This is a genomic window from Streptomyces sp. NPDC007264 (assembly GCF_042869095.1).
In the GTDB taxonomy this organism is placed as follows: Bacteria; Actinomycetota; Actinomycetes; order Streptomycetales; family Streptomycetaceae; genus Streptomyces.
In genome coordinates this window covers 83,065-103,448 of record NZ_JBIAFD010000017.1, presented here as the reverse complement: position 1 = coordinate 103,448, position 20,384 = coordinate 83,065, and the positions used below count along the sequence as shown (strand labels likewise).

Below are 20,384 nucleotides of genomic sequence, written 5' to 3'. Positions count from 1 at the left end.
AGACCGACCGCGTCCATAAGCGCCGAGTTACCGAAGTGGCCCGCCTCGAAAGGGAACAGTGCTCCACAAGTGCTCGACAACGGACAGATTCGAGCACCGCGACAGATTCGAGCACCGCGGTCCCTCCCCCTTCCCTCACGGGCACAGCGAGACGGGCGGCGCGTCCGACCACGCGCCGCCCGTCTCCGTGTCCTGTGCCGTCAGGCCTCGCGGGTGCCGTCGTACATCTCGTCGATGAGGTGCCTGTACTCGCGCTCCACGACGGGCCGCTTCAGCTTGAGGCTGGGCGTGATCTCGCCGTGCTCCACGTCGAGGTCGCGCGGCAGGAGGCGGAACTTCTTGATGGTCTGCCAGCGCTGGAGGCCCTGGTTGAGCTGCTTGACGTAGCCGTCGATCAGCTCGACCGTGGCGGGCGCGGCGACGACCTCGGCGTACGACGCGCCGGCCAGGCCGTTCTCCTTCGCCCACTCCAGGATGGACGGCTCGTCCAGGGCGATGAGCGCGGTGCAGAAGTTCCGGTCGGCGCCGTGCACGAGGATGTTGGAGACGTACGGGCACACCGCCTTGAACTGGCCCTCGACCTCGGCCGGTGCGATGTACTTGCCGCCGGAGGTCTTGATGAGGTCCTTCTTGCGGTCGGTGATCCGCAGATAGCCGTCGGGCGACAGCTCGCCGATGTCCCCGGTGTGGAACCAGCCGTCCGGCTCGAGCACCTCGGCGGTCTTCTCCGGCAGTCCGTGGTAGCCCTCCATGATGCCCGGGCCGCGCAGCAGGATCTCGCCGTCGTCCGCGATCCGCACCTCGGTGCCGGGCAGCGGCTTGCCGACCGTGCCCGTGCGGTACGCCTCGCCGGGGTTCACGAAGGAGGCCGCGGAGGACTCGGTGAGGCCGTAGCCCTCCAGGATGTGGATGCCCGCGCCGGCGAAGAAGTAGCCGATCTCGGGCGCGAGGGCGGCGGAGCCGGAGACGCAGGCGCGCAGCCTCCCGCCGAACGCCTCACGGATCTTCGCGTACACCAGCGCGTCCGCGACCTTGTGCTTGGCTGCCAGGCCGAGGGGCGCGGAGTGGGTGCCGGTGCGGCGGAAGTTGTCCTGGGTGACCTTGCCGTACTCGCGCGCCACCCCCGCCGCCCACTGGAAGATCTTGTACTTGGCCGCGCCGCCGGCCCGCGCCTTGGCCGCGACCCCGTTGTAGACCTTCTCGAAGATGCGGGGCACGGCGGCCATGTAGGTCGGCTGCACCACCGGCAGATTCTCGATGATCTTGTCGACGCGGCCGTCGACGGCGGTGACGTGCCCGACCTCGATCTGACCGGAGGTCAGCACCTTGCCGAAGACGTGCGCGAGCGGCAGCCACAGGTACTGCACGTCCTCGCCGCTGATCAGTCCCGTCGCGGCGATCGCCTTCGCCATGTACGCCCAGTTGTCGTGCGGCAGGCGCACGCCCTTGGGGCGGCCGGTGGTGCCGGAGGTGTAGATCAGGGTCGCGAGCTGGTCCCTGGTGATCGCACCGACCCGCTCCTTGATCAGCTCGGGGTGCTTCTCCAGGTAGGCGGCGCCGTTGGTCTCCAGCTCCGCGAGGGTCATCACCCAGTCGCCGCTCTCGACGCCCTCCGGGTCGATCACCACGACGCGGGTCAGCTCCGGCAGCTCCGCGCGCTTCTCCCGCGCCTTGGCGAGCTGGGCGGCGTTCTCGGCGATCAGCACCTTGCTGCCGGAGTCGGCGAGGATGAACGCGGACTCCTCGGCGTTGGTCTGCGGGTAGATCGTCGTCGTGGCCGCGCCCGCGCACAGGATGCCCAGGTCGGCGAGGATCCACTCGACCCGGGTCGAGGAGGCGAGCGCCACGCGCTGCTCCGGCTGCACGCCCAGCTCGATCAGGCCGGCCGCGATGGCGTAGACCCGCTCGGCGGCCTGTGCCCAGCTCAGCGACTTCCAGTCGTCGGGGCCCTCACCGGAAGCCGGGGGCACCGGGTAGCGGTACGCCTCGGCGTCCGGCGTGGCCGCCACGCGCTCCAGGAAGAGGCCCGCCACGGACGGCGGCCGGTTCTCGATCAAAGTCTGTGTGTCGCTCACGACATCCTCCGGGGCCCGCGACGGTGCGGCCGGCTCGGTACGGCTGGCTCATTGCGGCTTGTATTCCACCCGCGAGCCCTTGTTTAACTCGCGAGTAACTATCGAGCAGGGATCAGGGTAGAGCCCGACCGGCCGGTTCGTAAGGGGCGACGGCCTGTCGCTTCCTACAGAGAGCGACCCGGCGCACGAACAGGGGCCCGCCGCGCTTTCGCGCGACGGACCCCTGTTCCGCCCGATTTGTCGGGGTGGCCCGCGGTTACTTCTTGCCCTTGACCGAGCCCGCGCTGTCGTCGCTGGACAGCACGGCGATGAACGCCTCCTGGGGAACCTCCACGGAACCCACCATCTTCATCCGCTTCTTGCCCTCCTTCTGCTTCTCCAGCAGTTTCCGCTTGCGGGAGATGTCACCGCCGTAGCACTTGGCGAGGACGTCCTTGCGGATGGCGCGGATGGTCTCACGGGCGATCACCCGGGCACCGACGGCGGCCTGCACCGGCACCTCGAAGTTCTGCCGCGGGATGAGTGCCTTCAGCTTGGCGACGAGCCGCACGCCGTACGCGTACGCCTGGTCCTTGTGGGTGATCGCCGAGAACGCGTCGACCTTGTCGCCGTGCAGCAGGATGTCCACCTTGACCAGGCTGGAGGACTGCTCGCCGGTGGGCTCGTAGTCCAGCGACGCGTACCCACGGGTCTTGGACTTCAGCTGGTCGAAGAAGTCGAAGACGATCTCGGCGAGCGGGAGGGTGTAGCGGATCTCGACGCGGTCCTCCGACAGGTAGTCCATGCCGAGAAGCGTGCCGCGGCGGGTCTGGCACAGCTCCATGATCGCGCCGATGAACTCGGTGGGCGCGAGGATCGTGGCGCGCACGACCGGCTCGTACACCTCGGCGAGCTTCCCCTCGGGGAACTCGCTCGGGTTGGTGACCGTGTACTCGGTGCCGTCCTCCATGATCACGCGGTAGACGACGTTGGGCGCGGTGGCGATCAGGTCGAGCCCGAACTCGCGCTCCAGCCGCTCGCGGATCACATCCAGGTGCAGGAGCCCCAGGAAGCCGACGCGGAAGCCGAAGCCGAGGGCGGCGGACGTCTCCGGCTCGTAGACGAGCGCGGCGTCGTTGAGCTGGAGCTTGTCGAGGGCCTCGCGCAGGTCGGGGTAGTCGGAACCGTCGAGCGGATACAGCCCGGAGAAGACCATGGGCTTCGGGTCCTTGTAACCGCCCAGGGGCTCCTCGGCACCCTTGGCCTGGCTGGTGATGGTGTCACCGACCTTGGACTGGCGGACGTCCTTCACACCGGTGATGAGGTAGCCCACCTCACCGACGCCGAGCCCGTCGGCCCCGCTCATCTCGGGCGAGCTGACGCCGATCTCCAGCAGCTCGTGCGTGGCACCGGTCGACATCATCCGGATGCGCTCGCGCTTGTTGAGCTGCCCGTCGACGACACGGACGTACGTCACCACGCCCCGGTAGGAGTCGTAGACGGAGTCGAAGATCATCGCGCGGGCGGGCGCGTCGGCGACACCGACCGGCGCCGGGATCTTCTCCACGGCCCTGTCGAGCAGCACGTCGACGCCGACCCCGGTCTTGGCGGACACCCGGAGCACGTCGTCGGGCTCGCACCCGATGAGGTTGGCGAGCTCCTCGGCGAACTTCTCGGGCTGCGCGGCCGGCAGGTCGATCTTGTTGAGGACGGGGATGATGGTGAGGTCGTTCTCCATCGCCAGGTAGAGGTTGGCGAGGGTCTGGGCCTCGATGCCCTGGGCGGCGTCGACGAGGAGGACGGTCCCCTCGCAGGCGGCGAGCGACCGCGAGACCTCGTACGTGAAGTCGACGTGTCCCGGGGTGTCGATCATGTTGAGGATGTGCGTCGTCCCCTGCCCGGGGCCCGCGGTCGGGGCCCACGGCAGACGCACCGCCTGGGACTTGATCGTGATGCCGCGCTCGCGCTCGATGTCCATGCGGTCGAGGTACTGAGCGCGCATCTGCCGCTGCTCGACCACACCGGTCAGCTGGAGCATCCGGTCGGCGAGCGTGGACTTGCCGTGGTCGATGTGCGCGATGATGCAGAAGTTGCGGATCAGAGCCGGGTCGGTACGGCTCGGCTCGGGCACATGGGTAGGAATCGCGGGCACGCAGGGTCCTGATTCTTGAGGCGTCCGCAGTGTCTGCGGTCTCGGGTCGGATCGATACGTAGCCTCCATGGTCCCACGCGCGGGAGCCTGCGACCGGTTCGGGCCGTGAAGGGGGCGGGGCGAGTGCGGGACGGGGGCGGGGCGGGGGCGGGACGGGGCGGGGCGGGTGCGGGACGGGGGCGGGTGCGGGGCGCCTTCCGTCGGTTTGGGTGGGCCGGAAGGCGGCTGGTAGCCTGAGTGGCTGTGTCTCCTGCCCTCTCAGCGCGAGGCACGTCTTCGAGAAATCATCGGCGCGTGAGGCGGTCAGCCTCGCGTGCCTGAACCTGTAAAGGCTCATTCGTGGCGAACATCAAGTCCCAGATCAAGCGGAACAAGACGAACGAGAAGGCGCGCCTGCGCAACAAGGCCGTCAAGTCCTCGCTCAAGACCGCGGTCCGCAAGGCTCGCGAGGCCGTCGCCGCGGGTGACGTCGAGAAGGCCACCGAGCTCCAGCGCGCCGCCGCGCGCCAGCTCGACAAGGCCGTCTCGAAGGGCGTCATCCACAAGAACCAGGCCGCCAACAAGAAGTCGGCGCTGGCCACCAAGGTCACGGCTCTCAAGGGCTGACACTTGATTCGACGCCGGGGGAACCGAGCGGGCCCTCTCTCATCCGCTCCCACCCGGCACCCGGGTTCGTACGCGGCCTGCGTTCGCCACGCGGGTACGAGCCCACGAGCTTGAACCGAAGGCCCCGTCCCCCGTCCTTCCCCAGGACGAACGGCGGGGCCTTCGGCCTGCGCGGACACGACCCGACCTCATGACCAGAAGTCGTTGTCACGACCAGAAGTCGTTGTCCTCATCGATGTCCACGACGCACTCGTCGAGATCGGTGATCTTGTCTCCGACGATCCGGAAGACGACGCATCCGTCCTCCTCCAGGCGCTTGCCCCGGCGCTCGGCCGTGAGGTGGTGCAGGGCCACCACATGCCCCCGGCCGTCGGCGAGTATCTGACGCGGCTCCAGACGCAGCGTCCCGTTCGTCTCCTCCAGGAGCCGCCGGTACATGTCGATGACCGCGTCCCGGCCCTTGAAGTCGCCCGAGAGCGGGTGGCTGCCGGGAACGTGGTACGTGGCGTCCGCGGCCATCGCCCCACGCAGGATGTCCAGGTCACCGCGCGAGAAGGCGTCGTACCCCTTGCGGATCAGCATCGCCTGCGGATGTTCAGCCATGGCAATCGCCACCTCTCCGTCGCCTCGGCGATGTACGGCTGTACGTCCGATTCTCCTCCGCCCGGCCCCCGGGGCCACCTCGTCACCGGCCCGGCCCGGCCCACACCACGCCACCGGCGCGCCGAGCCGGCCACGGGCCTCGCTGCGCGCGCACGGGAGACATCCGCCGCGCGCCGTCGGCGGGAGGCATCCCCCCACCCGCGCCCTCGCGCCCTCGCGCCCCCGCGTCACCCGCGCCCGCGGGAGCGCGCCGCTCGCGCGATCGTCACCACCGCCTTCTCCAGCGCGTACTCCGGGTCGTCCCCGCCGCCCTTCACGCCCGCGTCGGCCTCGGCCACGGCCCGCAGCGCGACCGACACCCCCTCCGGCGTCCACCCCCGCATCTGCTGCCGCACCCGGTCGATCTTCCAGGGCGGCATCCCCAGCTCCCGGGCGAGGTCGGCGGGGCGTCCGCCCCTGGCCGACGACAGCTTCCCGATCGCGCGCACCCCCTGCGCGAGCGCGCTCGTGATCATCACCGGCGCCACTCCCGTCGCCAGCGACCACCGCAGCGCTTCCAGGGCCTCCGCCGCCCGTCCCTCGACCGCCCGGTCCGCGACCGTGAAGCTCGACGCCTCCGCCCGACCGGTGTAGTACCGCCCGACCAGCGCCTCGTCGATGGTCCCCTCGATGTCCGCGACCAGCTGCGACACCGCGGACGCCAGCTCCCGCAGGTCGCTCCCGAGCGCGTCGACCAGCGCCTGGCACGCCTCCGGGGTGGCCGAGCGGCCCCGCGTCCGGAACTCCCCGCGGACGAACGCCAGCCGGTCCGCCGGCTTCGTCATCCTGGGGCACGCGACCTCCCGCGCCCCCGCCTTGCGCGCCGCGTCGAGCAGGCCCTTGCCCTTGGCGCCGCCCGCGTGCAGCAGCACGAGGGTGATCTCCTCGGCGGGCGAGGCGAAGTACCCCTTCAGTTCCTTGACGGTGTCGGCCGACAGGTCCTGCGCATTGCGTACGACCACGACCTTGCGCTCGGCGAAGAGCGACGGACTCGTCAGCTCGGCCAGCGTGCCGGGCTGCAACTGGTCCGAGGTCAGGTCGCGTACGTCCGTGTCGGCGTCGGCGGCCCGGGCGGCGGCCACCACCTCCTGCACGGCACGGTCCAGCAGGAGATCCTCCTGGCCCACGGCAAGGGTGACGGGGGCGAGAGCGTCGTCGTTCGCGGTCTTCTTGGCCATCACGGACAGCATCCCACGCGCCGCTGACAACGCGGCGCCCGGCGCCGGACGCCCCGGCCCGCGCGGAAGGAGCGCAGCGTGCGGACGCCGCCGTCGGCCCCTGCCGCCCCCACCTCGGCTACGGCTCCTCCCGCCAGCCGTCCCACTCCCCGGCGAACGTGTCGAGGCGCTCCGGGTCGAGGCGCTCCTCCTCGTCGCGCAGCACCACGAGCCACTGCGCGTCCTCCGCGTCGTCCTCCCCGGCCAGCGCGTCCCGTGCGATCCGCGGCTCCTCGTCCAGCCCGAACCGCTCCCCGAGCGCCTCCGCCGCCTCTTCCGCGGCGTCGCGGCCGGGCAGCACCAGTACGTGTCTCACATCGCTCACGGGACCATCTTCCCGCCGCGCGCCCCGTCGCCGGTCCCCGGGGACTCCCGGGGCCCCGGGCCAAGAGGGGGTGCGCCGGGCCGCGCACGCTCCTCATCGCCGGCGGGCCCTCTCACCGACGGGCCCTCTCACCGGCCTCCCGCACGCACGGTCGGCACCCGGTCCAGCTCGATCCCGAACCGCTCCCGGTACGCCCTCAGCACCTCCTCGTCGCCCCCCAGTTCCGACGTCTCCTTCCGCCCGTCCGGGTCCGTCAGCGTGAGCCGTCGGCCGCTGAGCGTGATCCGCCCTCCGTCCTCCGTCACCCGTGAACACACCAGCGACCGCACGAAGTGCGATGCCGGGGACGTGCTGTTCCACCAGACCCCGGTCACGAAGTCCCCGAGCACCCGCGGGCGTACCTCCAGCCGGTACTGCGGGCTGCCGTCGCGCAACACGTCGAGATCCTCGAACTCCACTGTGTCGCCGCCTCCTCGCACGCCCGCCGCGTCCGGCCCGGCCTCGACCACCCGGAACGTTCCGCCGGGGTCCTGCTGCTCGCCCCGGTCCCCGAACGCCAGCGGAAGGTGGCTGTGCGCCCCGAAGCCGACATCGGCCAGCCAGTCGCCGCCGTCCACGCTCCGCACGCGCAGCGCCAGATGGTCGTACGGCACCCCGATCCGGCCCTCCTCCCCGTACACCCGCGCGGCGAGCAGCGTGACGTCGAAGCCGAGCGCCCGCAGCAACGCGCCGAAGGCGCCGTTGAGTTCGTAGCAGAAGCCGCCCCTGCGCGTCCCCACGACCTTGTCGACCAGCCGCTTCTCGTCCAGCACGATCTCCTCGCCGAGGTGGATCGACAGGTTCTCGAACGGGACCGCTCTCAGATGCCGCAGATGCAGCTCGCGCAGTACATCGGTGGTGGGCCAGGCGGGGTGATCGACCCCGATCCTGCGAAGGTAGGCGTCGACCTCGGCGGCATTCATGCTTCTAGTCTCTCGCCACACGCAGCTCCCGCCCCTCCCCGGCCACGGCGACCGCCCCGTCCTCGTCCGTGCGCAGCACGAGGGCACCCCCGCTGCGCAACCGCGCCACGGTGCCCGGCGCGGGGTGGCCGTACAGGTTGTGCCTGCCGCACGAGATGAGCGCGAGCCGCGGGGCCACCCTCCGCAGGAGCTCCGGATCCTGGAACGCCGACCCGTGGTGGGCGACCTTGAGCACATCCACCGGTCCCAGCGCGGCACCGGCCGGGGAGCGCAGCAACGCCTGCTGGGACGGGGGTTCGAGATCACCGAGCAGCAGCAGGGTCAGGCCCGCCGACCGCGCGAGCAGGGCCACGCTCGCGTCGTTCGGACCGTCCGGGAACAGGGGTGGACCCGATGGGGGCACCTCACCGCTCATGGGGCCGACCCGACTCGGGCCGAGTCGAGAGCCGGGGAGGGGCTGAGGGCCTGGGGGAGGCCACACCACCCGCCAGTCGAGTGCTCCGGTGCGCCGGTGCTCCCCGGCCACGGCGCGCGTCACGGGGATGCGCCGGGCCGCCGCCTGAGCGCGCACGAACGCGGCCTCCTCCCGTGGCTCCTCGAACCAGGTGGTCTCGATCGCCCCCACCGAGCGTCCGCGCAGCACTCCGGGCAGCCCCATGACATGGTCGGCGTGGAAGTGGGTGAGCACGACCAGCGGGACACGGGTGATGCCGAGCACCGCCAGACACCGGTCCACCAGTGCGGGATCCGGTCCCGCGTCGACGACCACGCCGGTGCCGGGTCCGGCGGCGAGCACGGTGGCGTCCCCCTGCCCCACGTCGCACATCGCGAACCGCCAGCCCGGCGGCGGCCACCCCGTGATCACCCGGGTCAGGGGCGGTGGCCGCACCACCACGAGCAGCATCACCGCGGCACAGACGCAGGCCTGCCAGGGACGTCTCAGCAGCCGCCGGCCCACGAGCACGACGATCACCGTCACCGCCGCGAGCAGCAGCGCCCCCGCCCAACTGCCCGGCCAGTCCACTCCCCCGCCCGGCAGCGCCGCACCGGTGCGCGCGATACCGGCGATCCACCCGGCGGGCCGGCCCGCACCCCACGCGCACACCTCGGCGACGGGCATGGCCATCGGCGCCGCCGCCAGCGCGGCGAACCCCAGCACCGTCGCCGGCGCCACCGCCAACTCCGCGAGCAGGTTGCACGGCACCGCGACCAGGCTCACCCGCGCCGACAGCAGCACGACGACCGGTGCGCACAGCGCCTGTGCGGAGGCCGCGGCGGCCAGCGCCTCGGCCGCGCGCGACGGCACCCCGCGCCGTCGCAGCGCCGCGCTCCAGCGGGGAGCAAGGGTGAGCAGCGCGCCGGTCGCCAGGACGGAGAGCAGAAAGCCGTAGCTGCGGGCGAGCCAGGGATCGTAGAGCACCAGCAGCAGCACCGCCGTGGCCAGGGCGGGGATCAGGGTTCTGCGGCGTCCGGTCGCGAGTGCCAGCAGGGCGATCGCTCCGCAGGCCGCGGCCCGCAGCACGCTCGGATCGGGCCGGCACACGATCACGAACCCGAGGGTGAGCGTGCCGCCGAGCAGCGCGGTCCCCCTCAGCGGGATGCCGAGCCAGGGCGCCGGCCCCCGCCGCTCCGCGCGCTGGGCCAGTCCGACCGGACCGATGAACAGGGCCAGCAGGAGGGTGAAGTTGCCGCCGCTGACGGCCAGCAGATGGGCGAGGTCCGTCTTCCTGAAGGCGTCGTCCAGATCCGGGGGGACCCGCGAGGTGTCCCCCACGACCAGCCCCGGCAGCAGTGCCCGCGCATCCGGATCCAGCCCGTCGGTGGCCTCCCGCAGCCCCGCGCGCAACCGTCCCGCCCATCGCTGCACGGGGGACGGCTCCCCCACCACGTCCGGTGGTTGCCCGGCCCGTACGCGCAGCACGGCGGCGTGATGCCCCGCGGTCAGAGGGGGCGCAAGCCGTGCGGCGACCCGTACCCGGGTGGAGGGCAGCAGGGCCTGCCAGGGCGAGCGCCGGGGTCCGTCCCCGACGGCGGGCGAGCCGGTCGTCACCGCCCGGGACGCCGTGTCGACGATCACCAGCACCGGTGCCCGGGTGGCCGTCACTGTCCCGTCCGTCCGCGTCAGGCGCCGGACCTCGGCGTCGAACAGCACGGCGGTGGGCGACACATGGTCGCCCTTGATCCCGGGCCGGCTGAGCCGTGGATCGGAGGAGACCTCGAGGTCTGCGGTCACCTGGGCGTACGCGCGTGCCAGGGCGGGGACGGGACCCCGTCGCAGGTCCGCACCGTGCAGCCCGGCCGACAGCCCGGCGGCGGCGGCACAGAGCAGCGCGGCGGCGACGGACACCGCCGGCCAGGAGCCCGGCGACCGGCGACGGCCCCCGGCACCGCCTCGCGCCCCCGCTCGCCGCGCGATCAGCAGTGCGCCCGCCGCCGACAGGCAGACGGCCACCACACCCGTCACCCACGCGGGCGACGCTTCCAGGGCCCAGGCGGCGGTCGCCCAGGCCGCAAGCGCGGGTGCGACCAGCCGCAGGTCCGCCGGCCCCTGCGGCCGTACGCCCTGGCCCGCCGGTCCGCCGACGCTGTCGTCGACGCGTGCCGCCGGCGTCCGCGACCCGTCCGTCGCGGGTGCGTCCGGCGCCCTCACGGCCGCACTCGATTGCGCAGATCGGCGAAGCGGCGTTCACCGATGCCGTCGATGTCACGGAGTTCGTCGACCGAGCGGAAGCCCCCGTGCCTGGAGCGGTAGTCGACGATGTGCCGGGCCAGGACGGGGCCCACCCCCGGCAGCGCGTCGAGCTGGTCCACCGTCGCCGTGCTCAGCGAGACCGGGGCCGCGGGAACCGCGTCGGCGGCGGCTCCGCCGGCCGCCGGGCCCATGCCGTTCCCGCCCGCCGCAGGTGCGGGAGCACCGACCACGATCTGCTCGCCGTCCATCAGCAGGCGGGCTCGGTTGAGGCCGTCGGTGGCCGTGCCCGGGCGCACTCCACCCGCCGCACGCAGGGCGTCGGCGACCCGTGCCCCGGCGGGAAGCCTGAGCAGCCCGGGCCTGCGCACCCTGCCGCTGACGTCCACGACGACCTGGGGACCCGTCCCCGGTCCGGAACCCGGCCCGGATCCCTGACCACCGGTCCCCGTCCCGTCCCCCGGCTGTGCTCCGGCCTGCGCACCCGGTTCCGCCGAACTCTCGGCCCGGTTCGCGCCCGGCGCCCCGTACGGCGCCGCCGCGCGCACCACCTCGGGCGCCCGCACCTGCCGTGTCCGACCGGCCCAGAAGTGCTGTGCGGCGAGGACCGCGGCCACGACGAGCAGCACGCTCAGCGCGGCGACGCTCTTGCGCTCCAGTCCGCACCTCGACTGCAGCCACAGGGGCATCCGCTCGCGGATCGCCGGCCCCCACCGCTCCCGCCCCCCGCGCAGGCCGCCCCTCGTGCCGCGTGCCGTTGCACCGATGCTGCCCCCGGCCGCAGGGGCGGCCGGTGAGGCCGGATCGGCCGCCTCACGCACCACGGGCTCGGCGGAGTCGCCCGACCCGCCCGACCCGCCCGACCCGCCCGGTTCGCCCGAGCCGATCGCCCGGAAGCCGCTGGTTCCCCTCCCCGTCGCCGTGCTCGCCCGGGGCCGTGCCCCGTGCCGGTCGGGTCCCGGCGGATCGTTGCCGGACTCCCGCCGTTCGCCGGCCCCTTCCGCGAAGAGCGCCTCCGCGCGCAGGCGCAGTGCATCGGCGGCAGGCGTCCGGTGATGCCGCCGGGCGTGCGGCCGGGCGTGCGGCCGGGTGCGTCCCGGGGCGTGGTGCGGGGCGTGTCCCGGGGCGTGGTGCGGGAGGTGGCGTGTGCGGCCGTCGGAGCCCGGGCCGCGTCCCGGGCCGCTCGTGGGAGTCGCTGTACGCGAACGTGATCGAAGTGCCATGCGCCCACGATCGGGCACATCGCCGGACTCGCGATGATCTTGGTCGATTCCCGGGGACCACCACCCAGTTGTGGATAACTCCGCCACCCGTTCGGGCAATGGTCACGCCCCCGGCCGCCCTCGCGAGCCGGCGATCACCGCTCCGTCACCGGGGCGAGACCACAGCCCCCAGCAGCCCGGGCCCGGTGTGCGCCCCGATCACCGCGCCGACCTCGCTCACATGCAGCTCGGCCAGCCCGGGCACCCTTCCGCGCAGGCGGTCGGCCAGGGCCGATGCCCGTTCCGGGGCCGCGAGATGGTGGACCGCGATGTCGACCTGCGCGCTTCCCGCCCGCTCGACCACGATCTCCTCCAGCCGGGCGATCGCCTTGGACGCCGTACGCACCTTCTCCAGCAACTCGATACGGCCGCCGTCCAACTGCAGCAGGGGCTTCACGGCGAGCGCCGAGCCCAGCAACGCCTGAGCGGCGCCGATCCGGCCGCCCCGCCGCAGATAGTCGAGGGTGTCGACGTAGAAGTACGCGGAGGTGCCGGCGGCCCGTTTCTCGGCGGCGGTGACCGCCTCGTCGAGCGTGCCGCCCGCCTCCGCGGCCTCCGCGGCGGCGAGGGCGCAGAAGCCGAGGGCCATCGCGACCATGCCGGTGTCGACGACGCGCACGGGGACGGGGGACCGGCGGCCGGCGAGCACCGCGGCGTCGTACGTGCCCGAGAACTCCGAGGAGAGGTGCAGCGAGACGATGCCGCTCGCGCCCGACTCGGCGACCTTGCGGTAGGTCTCGGCGAAGAGCTCGGGGCTGGGCCGGGACGTCGTGACGGGCCGTCGCTTCTGCAATGCCTGGGCCAGCGAACGTGCTGAGATCTCGGTGCCCTCTTCGAGCGCCCGGTCGCCCAGCACCACGGTCAGCGGCACCGCGGTGATGCCGTGACGCTCCATCGCCCGCTGCGGCAGGTAGGCCGTGGAATCAGTGACGATCGCGACATGGCGGGACATGAGCTGGAGGTTACCCGCCGCAACGCTCGGGTGGCAGCCCGGCCCCTCCGACCTGGGCGCACCTTGACGCAATCATGTGGTGCTCTCGGGGCGGGGCTTCTTCTGCCAGGGGTACGCGGCCCGCTGTCCCGGCTGGGTGATGGCCGGGCGGGCCGGCTCCTGGGGCGCGCGGGACTCGGGTGTCCCGGGCCGACTCCGGCCGGGGACCGCCGAGTCCTCGGGGGCCGGTGCCTCCGGCCACGGCGGGGGCGAGGACGTCGGCTCCTCCTTGGTCCAGTGGCGCAGCGCGCCCGCCTCCATGTCGATCTGTGCGCTCAGCACGTCCAGATCGTCGTCGGCGAACCGGCGGGCCCGGTCGAGTGCCGCCCAGCGCAGCGAGTCCGCCGACCGTGTGATCCGCTCGACGCGCTCGCGCAGTTCGGGCAGGCGGGAGGCCAGGAGGCGGCGGTCCGGCTCGGCTTCCATCCGCCTGAGCTCGGCGTCGAGCTCGTGTCCGTGGGCGCGGAGCCGCCCGAAGAGGCCGAGCGACTCCTTCAGGGACTCGTCCTCGGCGGCGCCGGCGTTCAAGGCGTCCTGCGTGGCGCGCATCGACGTGCGCAGCTTCAGCCGGAGCTGGGCGAGCTCACCGGCCGGGCCGGGCCGGGCGAGGGTTCTGGCGCGCAGGGTGGTGTCCTCGACCGTGCGGCGGGCCTGCGCGATCGTCCGGTCCACGCCGCGTTTCGCGGCGCCGATCACCTTCACCGTCGCGTACGCCCCGAGCGCGACGCACAGCACGAACAGGAGCACGACGACGGTCAAGAAGGCTTCCACTACGACGCTCCTCCTCGGGCCTGCCGGAGCGGCTGATGCACCGCTCCTCCACGGTAAACGCAACGGGCAGGCCCGGGGTTCCGCAAGAACCCCGAACCTGCCCGTAGGGGACTACCCGGACGTGGGCCGCCCGGCCTCCGGCGCTCCCGGCGCGCGGGCCGGCGGGACGCCCGGCGGCCGGCTACGCCGTGACGATGTTCACCAGCTTGGGCGCGCGCACGATCACCTTGCGGATGCCCGCGCCGCCCAGCGCGGCGACCACCTTCTCGTCGGCCAGGGCCACCTTTTCCAGTTCCTCCTCGGAGATCGAGGGGGAGACCTCCAGGCGCGCCTTGACCTTGCCCTTCACCTGGACGACGCAGGTCACCGTCTCGTCGACGACGTACGCCGGGTCGGCGACCGGGAAGTCCTGGTGGACGACCGAGCCGGTGCGGCCCAGCTTGTGCCACAGCTCCTCGGCGATGTGCGGCGCCAGCGGCGCCGTCAGCAGCACCAGGTCCTCGGCGACCCGGCGCGGCACCGGCCGGCCCGCCTTGGTCAGGTGGTTGTTCAGCTCGGTGATCTTGGCGATGGCCGTGTTGAACCGCAGCCCCTCCAGGTCCTGGCGCACACCGTCGATGGCCTTGTGCAGGGCGCGCAGGGTGTCCTCGTCGGGCTCGGCGTCGACGACGGTGACGGCGCCGGTCGCCTCGTCCACGACATTGCGCCACAGGCGCTGCAGCAGCCGGTACTGGCCGACCACCGCGCGCGTGTCCCACGGCCGTGACACGTCCAGCGGACCCATCGCCATCTCGTACAGGCGCAGCGTGTCCGCCCCGTACTCGGCGCAGATCTCGTCCGGAGTGACCGCGTTCTTCAGGGACTTGCCCATCTTGCCCAGCAGACGGGTGACCTGCTCGCCCTGGTGGTAGTAGGCGCCGTCGCGCTCCTCCACCTCGGCGGCGGGCACCGCGATGCCGCGGCTGTCGCGGTAGACGTACGCCTGGATCATGCCCTGGTTGAACAGCTTGTGGAACGGCTCCGCCGAGGAGACGTACCCCAGGTCGTACAGGACCTTGGACCAGAAGCGCGCGTACAGCAGGTGCAGCACGGCGTGCTCGGCGCCGCCGACGTAGAGGTCGACACCGCCGTGCGGCATGCCCTCGCGCGGGCCCATCCAGTAGCGCTCGATCTGCGGGTCGACCAGCTTCTGGTCGTTGTGCGGGTCCAGGTAGCGCAGTTCGTACCAGCACGAGCCCGCCCAGTTCGGCATGGTGTTGGTTTCGCGGCGGTACTTCTTCGGCCCGTCGCCCAGGTCCAGGGTGACGTGGACCCACTCCTCGTTGCGGGACAGCGGGGTCTCGGGCCGGGTGTCCGCGTCGTCCGGGTCGAAGGTGCGCGGCGAGTAGTCCTCGACCTCCGGCAGCTCCAGCGGCAGCATCGACTCCGGCAGGCCGTGGGCGACGCCGTCCTCGTCGTAGACGATCGGGAAGGGCTCGCCCCAGTAGCGCTGGCGGCTGAACAGCCAGTCGCGCAGGCGGAAGTTGACGGTGCCCTCGCCGATGCCCTTGCGCTCCAGCCACTCGGTGATGCGCGCCTTGGCGTCGACGACGCCCAGGCCGTCCAGGGACACGGTCTCGCCGGCGGAGTTCAGGATCTTCGCGTCGTACGAGTCGAAGGCGTCGTCCCACGTGGACGGGTCGGTGCCGCGGCCGTCGGCCGGCTCGACGACGCAGCGCATGGGCAGCTCGAAGGCGCGCGCGAAGGCGAAGTCCCGGCTGTCGTGTGCCGGGACGGCCATGATGGCGCCGGTGCCGTAGCCCATCAGCACGTAGTCGGCGATGAAGACGGGGATCCGCTCGCCGCTGACCGGATTGGTGGCGTACGCCCCCGTGAAGACGCCCGTCTTGTCCTTGGCCTCGGCCTGCCGTTCGACGTCGGACTTCGAGGCGGCCTGGGCGCGGTAGGCGGCGACGGCCTCGGCGGGCGTGGCGTGACCGCCGGTCCACACCTCCGGCGTGCCCTCGGGCCAGACGTCGGGGGTGAACTTCTCGACCAGCGGGTGCTCCGGCGCCAGCACCATGTAGGTGGCGCCGAACAGGGTGTCCTGGCGCGTGGTGAAGATCGTGATCGCTTCGCCGTCGATGGGGAAGTCGACGCGGGCACCCTCGGAGCGGCCGATCCAGTTGCGCTGCTGCAGCTTGATGGCCTCGGGCCAGTCCAGCTCCTCCAGGTCGTCCAGCAGCCGGTCGGCGTAGGCCGTGATGCGCATGTTCCACTGGCGCAGCTTGGCCTTGAAGACGGGGAAGTTGCCGCGCTCCGAGCGGCCGTCGGCGGTGACCTCCTCGTTGGCCAGGACCGTGCCCAGGCCGGGGCACCAGTTGACCGGCGCGTCCGAGGCGTACGCCAGGCGGTACTCGCCCAGGACGTCGGCACGCTCCACGGCGCTCAGCTGGTTCCACGCGCGCGTGGTGCCCCGAATCGCTCGCTCACCGGATTCGAACTGGGCGATCAGCGCGGAGATCGGGCGGGCCTTGCGCGCCTCCTCGTCGTACCAGGAGTTGAAGATCTGCAGGAAGATCCACTGGGTCCACTTGTAGTAGTCGGGGTCGATCGTGGCGAACGACCGCCGCTTGTCGTGGCCCAGGCCCAGCCGGCGCAGCTGGTACTTCATGTTCTCGATGTTGGCCTCGGTGGACACGCGCGGGTGGGTGCCCGTCTGCACGGCGTACTGCTCGGCGGGCAGGCCGAAGGCGTCGAAGCCCAGGGTGTGCAGGACGTTGTGGCCGGTCATGCGCTGGAACCGGGCGACGACGTCGGTGGCGATGTAGCCCAGGGGGTGGCCGACGTGCAGGCCCGCACCCGAGGGGTACGGGAACATGTCCATGATGAACTTCTTGGGCCTGGCGACCTGCTCCGGGTCTCCGGCCAGGTCTCCGCTCGGGTTCGGCGCCGCGTAGGTGCCCTCGGCGTCCCAGAAGTCCTGCCAGCGTGCCTCGATCTCGGCCGCCATGGCGGCCGTGTAGCGGTGCGGCGCGGCCTCCGCCGACACGGCAGCGGCGGCAGCGGGGTTCGTCTCGCTCATGATCCTCAAAGCTCCATCGATCGTCTCTGCCAGCGGAAATGAAAAAGCCCCTCGCACAGGAGGGGACGCCGCGCCGATTCCGGCCATCCGAGGGACCGGGTGGTCGGGACTGATCAGCGCGGCTCGCTAAGCAGAAGGCGTACGGCACGCATGGCGCCAGAGTACCGCAGCGCCCGAGCGCATCGCGACGGGCTTACGCCGGCCCGCGCCGGAGGGGGTGGAAGTGAACCCAACGCGGGGCGGAGCCGTACTGAGACCCGGACGGTCAGGTTGTGAAGGTCTGGAGGAGCTGAACAACGTTCAAGCGTTACTTCGCGTAACAGCAGCTAATCGGACAACGCCACCACCCCGTTGCCCTTTGATAACAACGCAATAACTCAAACCTCGTACTGCTCGGTTTGGAGCCACCTAAAGTGCGGCAGCGGGACCGCCTTCCCGAAACCTTTCGGAGTGACCCCCATGAACCCTCAACGTAGTAACAGCTCGCTCCCCAAGCCGGGTCGCTCGGCCTACGGCGTGGCGACGGCTGTGGTGCTGCTGCTGATACCCGTGGTCGTGCTGTACGGAGGCAACTGGCTTCAGGAGTTCCTCAACTTCGGCGCGGGCGTCGTGGCGCTCGTCCTCCTCAGCTGTTCGGTCATCTGGGGCCTCGTCGCCCAGGACCGGCTCCTCCTCAACATCCGCCAGCGGATCGTGGCCCAGGCCGTGCACCGGGTGACGGCGGTCGGCTCCATCGCGTTCCTCGTGGTGCACATCGGCATCAAGCTCGCGATCAAGCACACCGTGTGGATCGCCGCGGTGATCCCCTTCGGGCTCGGCTTCACCGGCATCGGCGGACTCATCGGACTGGGCACCCTGGCCGGCCTGCTCATGATCTTCGTGGGCGTCACCGGCGCGCTGCGCAACCAGTTCGCCTCCCCGGCGCCGGTCGCGGCGCGCTGGCGGGCGATGCACATGCTGGCCTACCCGGCCTGGTGCGCGGCCATCGTCCACGGCCTGTACGCGGGCCGTGCCGTGAAGAGCCCGCTCTTCACGTACCTGTACGAGCTGTCCCTGCTCGCGGTCATGGCGGCCCTCGCGCTGCGCGCCGCGCCCCGCCCGTACAAGCGCAAGATCGCCGACCGGCTCCTCGCGATCTTCGGGAGCGAGGAGGGGCCGGGCCGCGACGGCCTGGAGGAGAGCCGCGCCCGTAACGCGGAGGCGGCCGCGCTGGCGGGCTTCGGATCGCGCTCCACGACGGGCCGCTCGGCCGCCGGCGGGGGCGTGATCCCCCCGCAGCCCTCCGCCCCCCTCTTCGAGGCGCCCGCGGCCCGCACCATGACCCCGGAGTCCGGCGACGGCTTCGCCGCCGCCTACCGGGCGGTCTCGCCCACCCCGCGCGGGCAGACCCCGATGGGGCCCGACCCGACCCAGCGCATGAACATGCCACTGGACATGCAGGCCACGGAGGCCATGCCCCGTGTCGACGGAGCCGCCGGCACCTCGGGCAGCTGGCCGATTCCCTCGCCGCCCCCCGTCGGCGAGGCGCCCCGTTCCGCCTACGACCCGCTCAACGACACCGGATACACCATCCCGGCCTACGGCACCGCGGGCTACAACGGGTACGGCACGGGTGACATGTACGACACAGGTGAGACGAACGTCCCCTACGGTACGTACAACCCGAACGACCAGTACAACAGCGGTCCCACGGCGGAAACACGGCCCGGCGCCTACGACACGCCGGGCGCGGGCGAAGCCTGGAACGCCCCTTCCGGAGGCTTTAAGTGAACGAGGCCCTGCCCGACGTCCCAGAGGTCCGTGTGGTCGGGCTTCCGCAGCTCACGTCGGGCTTCGACCTTGTCGAACGGCTCGACCTGCCCATGCACCTCAAGGTGCACGGCCCGCTCGAGCCGATGGCCGGCGAGCAGCTCGCCCAGCTCGCCGAGCAGATCTCCCTGAAGGGCCGCGGCGGCGCGGGCTTCCCCTTCCACAAGAAGCTGCGGTCGGTCGCCGAGTCGGCGATCCGCCGCGGCATCCGGCCGGTGGTGGTCGTCAACGGAAGCGAGGACGAGCCCGCCTGCCGCAAGGACACGGTGCTGATCAACCGGGCACCGCACCTCATCCTGGACGGCGCCCTGCTGGTCGCCGAGGCCCTGGGCGCCCGCACCCTCGTCGTCGGCGTGACCCGCGCGTCCACGGAGAGATCCATGGAGCAGGCGCTCAGCGAGCGCGGGCTGAGCAACCGCCGCGGAGCGCCGATACGCGCGCGCGTGCAGCGCAACCCGGTGCGCATGGTCACCGGCGCGGCCGCCTCGCTGATCCGCTCCATCGACGGCGGTCCGGCGATCCCGCCCGGCCGCAAGGTCAGCGCCTCGCAGACCGGCGTCGGCGGCGCGCCCACGCTGCTGTCGAACGCCGAGACGTTCGCCCAGCTGGCGATCGCCGCACGCATCGGGGCCGAGCGCTACTGCAACACGGGTCTGTACGACGAGCCCGGGACCGTGATGCTCACCGTCTCCGGCGCGGTCAACCGGCCGATGGTGATCGAGGTCCCGACGGGTGTGCCGCTGCGGTACGTGCTCCAGCTGGCCGGCGCCCCGCCGGTGCCGCAGGGCGTGCTGACCGGCGGCTACCACGGCAAGTGGATCGACGCGGCCACCGTCAACGAGGCGATCGTCTCGCGCAACTCCCTGGATGCCGTCGGCGGCTCGCTGGGCGCCGGCGCCATCCTGCCCATCAGCCAGGAGACCTGCCCGCTGGGCGAGTCCCTCCAGGTGGCCAAGTGGCTGGCCGAGGAGAGCGCGGGCCAGTGCGGTCCCTGCTACCTGGGCCTGCCGGCCGCGGCACGCGGCATGGAGGACATCATCAACGGCGGCGGACCCGCCGCCCTCGAGGCCCTCAAGCAGGTCGCCAAGAACGTCAAACGGCGCGGTGCGTGCTCGCATCCGGACGGTTCGGCGATGTTCCTGGAATCGACCGTCAAGGCGTTCACGGACGACCTGGCCGCCCATGTCCTCGGCAACGGCTGCGGCAGGCCCGTGGAGGGCGTGCTGCCGCTCTTCGAGGGCGGCAGGGCGCCCACGGGCATCCCCGGCGGCGGCCAGGCGGAGCCGGAGGCGGGTGCCAGCCGGCAGAAGATCTACGTCGACTGGACGCTGTGCCGCGGCCACGGCCTGTGCGCGGACATCCTCCCGGAGGTCTTCGAACTGGGCGCCGACGGCTTCCCGACGGTCGCCCAGGCGCCGGTGCCGCGGTACGCGGAGGCGAAGGCGCTGCGGGCCGTACGCCGCTGCCCGGCGCTCGCGCTGCGGGTCGAGGAGGACACCCGGTCGGGCGCGCCCTCCCGCAGCAACCTGCCCGTGCTGTCGCAGGGCCGGGGGCGTCGCGCGCTCGGCCGCTGAGCACCCGGGCCGAGGGCCGCCCCCTCGCGGGTGGCCCTCTCCCCCCACCTGCCCTCTTTCGCCCCGGCTCTCGGCTCTCCTGCCGTCGTGGCCGGCACGCCCGCACACGACGAAGGCGGTCCATCCGATCGGATGGACCGCCCTCAAGTCCTGTGGAGCTAAGGAGAATTGAACTCCTGACCTCCTGCATGCCATGCAGGCGCTCTACCAACTGAGCTATAGCCCCGTGCGGTGCTCCGCCGGGTTTCCCCGGCGGCGACGCCAAC

14 protein-coding genes and 1 tRNA gene are annotated in these 20,384 nt (G+C 72.2%); 3 read left to right on the top strand and 12 right to left on the bottom strand.

Going from position 1 to position 20,384, the window contains the following annotated elements:
• Positions 1-200: 200 nt before the first annotated feature.
• Positions 201-2,075 (bottom strand): AMP-dependent synthetase/ligase, encoded by a 1,875-nt coding sequence (locus tag ACFYMU_RS26245; protein WP_388377822.1) that lies wholly within the window; start codon positions 2,073-2,075, stop codon positions 201-203.
• 256 nt (positions 2,076-2,331) lie between these two features.
• Positions 2,332-4,206 carry a translation elongation factor 4 gene (lepA, locus tag ACFYMU_RS26240; RefSeq protein ID WP_388377819.1) on the bottom strand — a complete coding sequence of 625 codons (1,875 nt, stop codon included), beginning with the start codon at positions 4,204-4,206 and terminating at the stop codon, positions 2,332-2,334.
• Between the two features lie 339 nt (positions 4,207-4,545).
• On the opposite strand from lepA, the gene rpsT reads away from it, so the two are divergent.
• Complete coding sequence (gene rpsT, locus ACFYMU_RS26235; RefSeq protein ID WP_388377816.1) at positions 4,546-4,812, top strand: 30S ribosomal protein S20; 267 nt, start codon at positions 4,546-4,548, stop codon at positions 4,810-4,812.
• Positions 4,813-5,019: 207 nt separating this feature from the next.
• On the opposite strand, the gene ACFYMU_RS26230 is transcribed toward rpsT, so the two are convergent.
• The 9 genes from ACFYMU_RS26230 to leuS all read right to left on the bottom strand — a co-directional run bounded on the left by ACFYMU_RS26230 (position 5,020) and on the right by leuS (position 16,735).
• The gene (locus tag ACFYMU_RS26230) at positions 5,020-5,415 is read right to left on the bottom strand and encodes a nuclear transport factor 2 family protein (protein ID WP_388377813.1); all 396 of its coding nucleotides are present in this window, start codon (positions 5,413-5,415) and stop codon (positions 5,020-5,022) included.
• A 227-nt stretch (positions 5,416-5,642) separates the two neighbouring features.
• Complete coding sequence (gene holA / locus ACFYMU_RS26225; protein ID WP_388377810.1) at positions 5,643-6,632, bottom strand: DNA polymerase III subunit delta; 990 nt, start codon at positions 6,630-6,632, stop codon at positions 5,643-5,645.
• A gap of 118 nt (positions 6,633-6,750) precedes the next feature.
• Positions 6,751-6,996: a hypothetical protein gene (locus ACFYMU_RS26220; RefSeq protein ID WP_388377807.1), complete on the bottom strand. Its 246-nt coding sequence runs from the start codon at positions 6,994-6,996 to the stop codon at positions 6,751-6,753.
• Between the two features lie 128 nt (positions 6,997-7,124).
• Positions 7,125-7,958, bottom strand: coding sequence for an arylamine N-acetyltransferase (locus ACFYMU_RS26215; protein ID WP_388377804.1), 834 nt, complete (start codon positions 7,956-7,958; stop codon positions 7,125-7,127).
• A gap of 4 nt (positions 7,959-7,962) precedes the next feature.
• On the bottom strand, positions 7,963-10,608 hold the full coding sequence (locus ACFYMU_RS26210) for a ComEC/Rec2 family competence protein (RefSeq protein ID WP_388377801.1): 2,646 nt from the start codon (positions 10,606-10,608) through the stop codon (positions 7,963-7,965).
• Positions 10,605-11,870, bottom strand: coding sequence for a helix-hairpin-helix domain-containing protein (locus ACFYMU_RS26205; RefSeq protein ID WP_388377798.1), 1,266 nt, complete (start codon positions 11,868-11,870; stop codon positions 10,605-10,607). Before ACFYMU_RS26205 ends, ACFYMU_RS26210 begins: the two co-directional genes overlap by 4 nt.
• Positions 11,871-12,015: 145 nt before the next feature.
• Entirely contained in the window at positions 12,016-12,861 is an 846-nt protein-coding gene (locus tag ACFYMU_RS26200) for a DegV family protein (RefSeq protein ID WP_388377795.1), read from the bottom strand.
• A gap of 72 nt (positions 12,862-12,933) precedes the next feature.
• Entirely contained in the window at positions 12,934-13,671 is a 738-nt protein-coding gene (locus tag ACFYMU_RS26195; RefSeq protein WP_388377792.1) for a hypothetical protein, read from the bottom strand.
• Positions 13,672-13,852: 181 nt separating this feature from the next.
• A complete protein-coding gene (gene leuS, locus ACFYMU_RS26190) occupies positions 13,853-16,735 on the bottom strand; it encodes a leucine--tRNA ligase (RefSeq protein ID WP_388377789.1) in 2,883 nt (960 codons plus the stop codon).
• Positions 16,736-17,194: 459 nt separating this feature from the next.
• On the opposite strand from leuS, the gene ACFYMU_RS26185 reads away from it, so the two are divergent.
• Together ACFYMU_RS26185 and ACFYMU_RS26180 are read left to right on the top strand one after the other, a co-directional pair.
• Positions 17,195-18,505 carry a cytochrome b/b6 domain-containing protein gene (locus ACFYMU_RS26185; RefSeq protein WP_388377786.1) on the top strand — a complete coding sequence of 437 codons (1,311 nt, stop codon included), beginning with the start codon at positions 17,195-17,197 and terminating at the stop codon, positions 18,503-18,505.
• Positions 18,502-20,118 carry an NADH-ubiquinone oxidoreductase-F iron-sulfur binding region domain-containing protein gene (locus ACFYMU_RS26180; protein ID WP_388377783.1) on the top strand — a complete coding sequence of 539 codons (1,617 nt, stop codon included), beginning with the start codon at positions 18,502-18,504 and terminating at the stop codon, positions 20,116-20,118. The genes ACFYMU_RS26185 and ACFYMU_RS26180 overlap by 4 nt, the downstream gene beginning before the upstream one ends.
• A gap of 153 nt (positions 20,119-20,271) precedes the next feature.
• Here ACFYMU_RS26180 and ACFYMU_RS26175 read toward each other — a convergent pair.
• Positions 20,272-20,344, bottom strand: a tRNA-Ala gene (locus ACFYMU_RS26175).
• Positions 20,345-20,384: the final 40 nt, after the last annotated feature.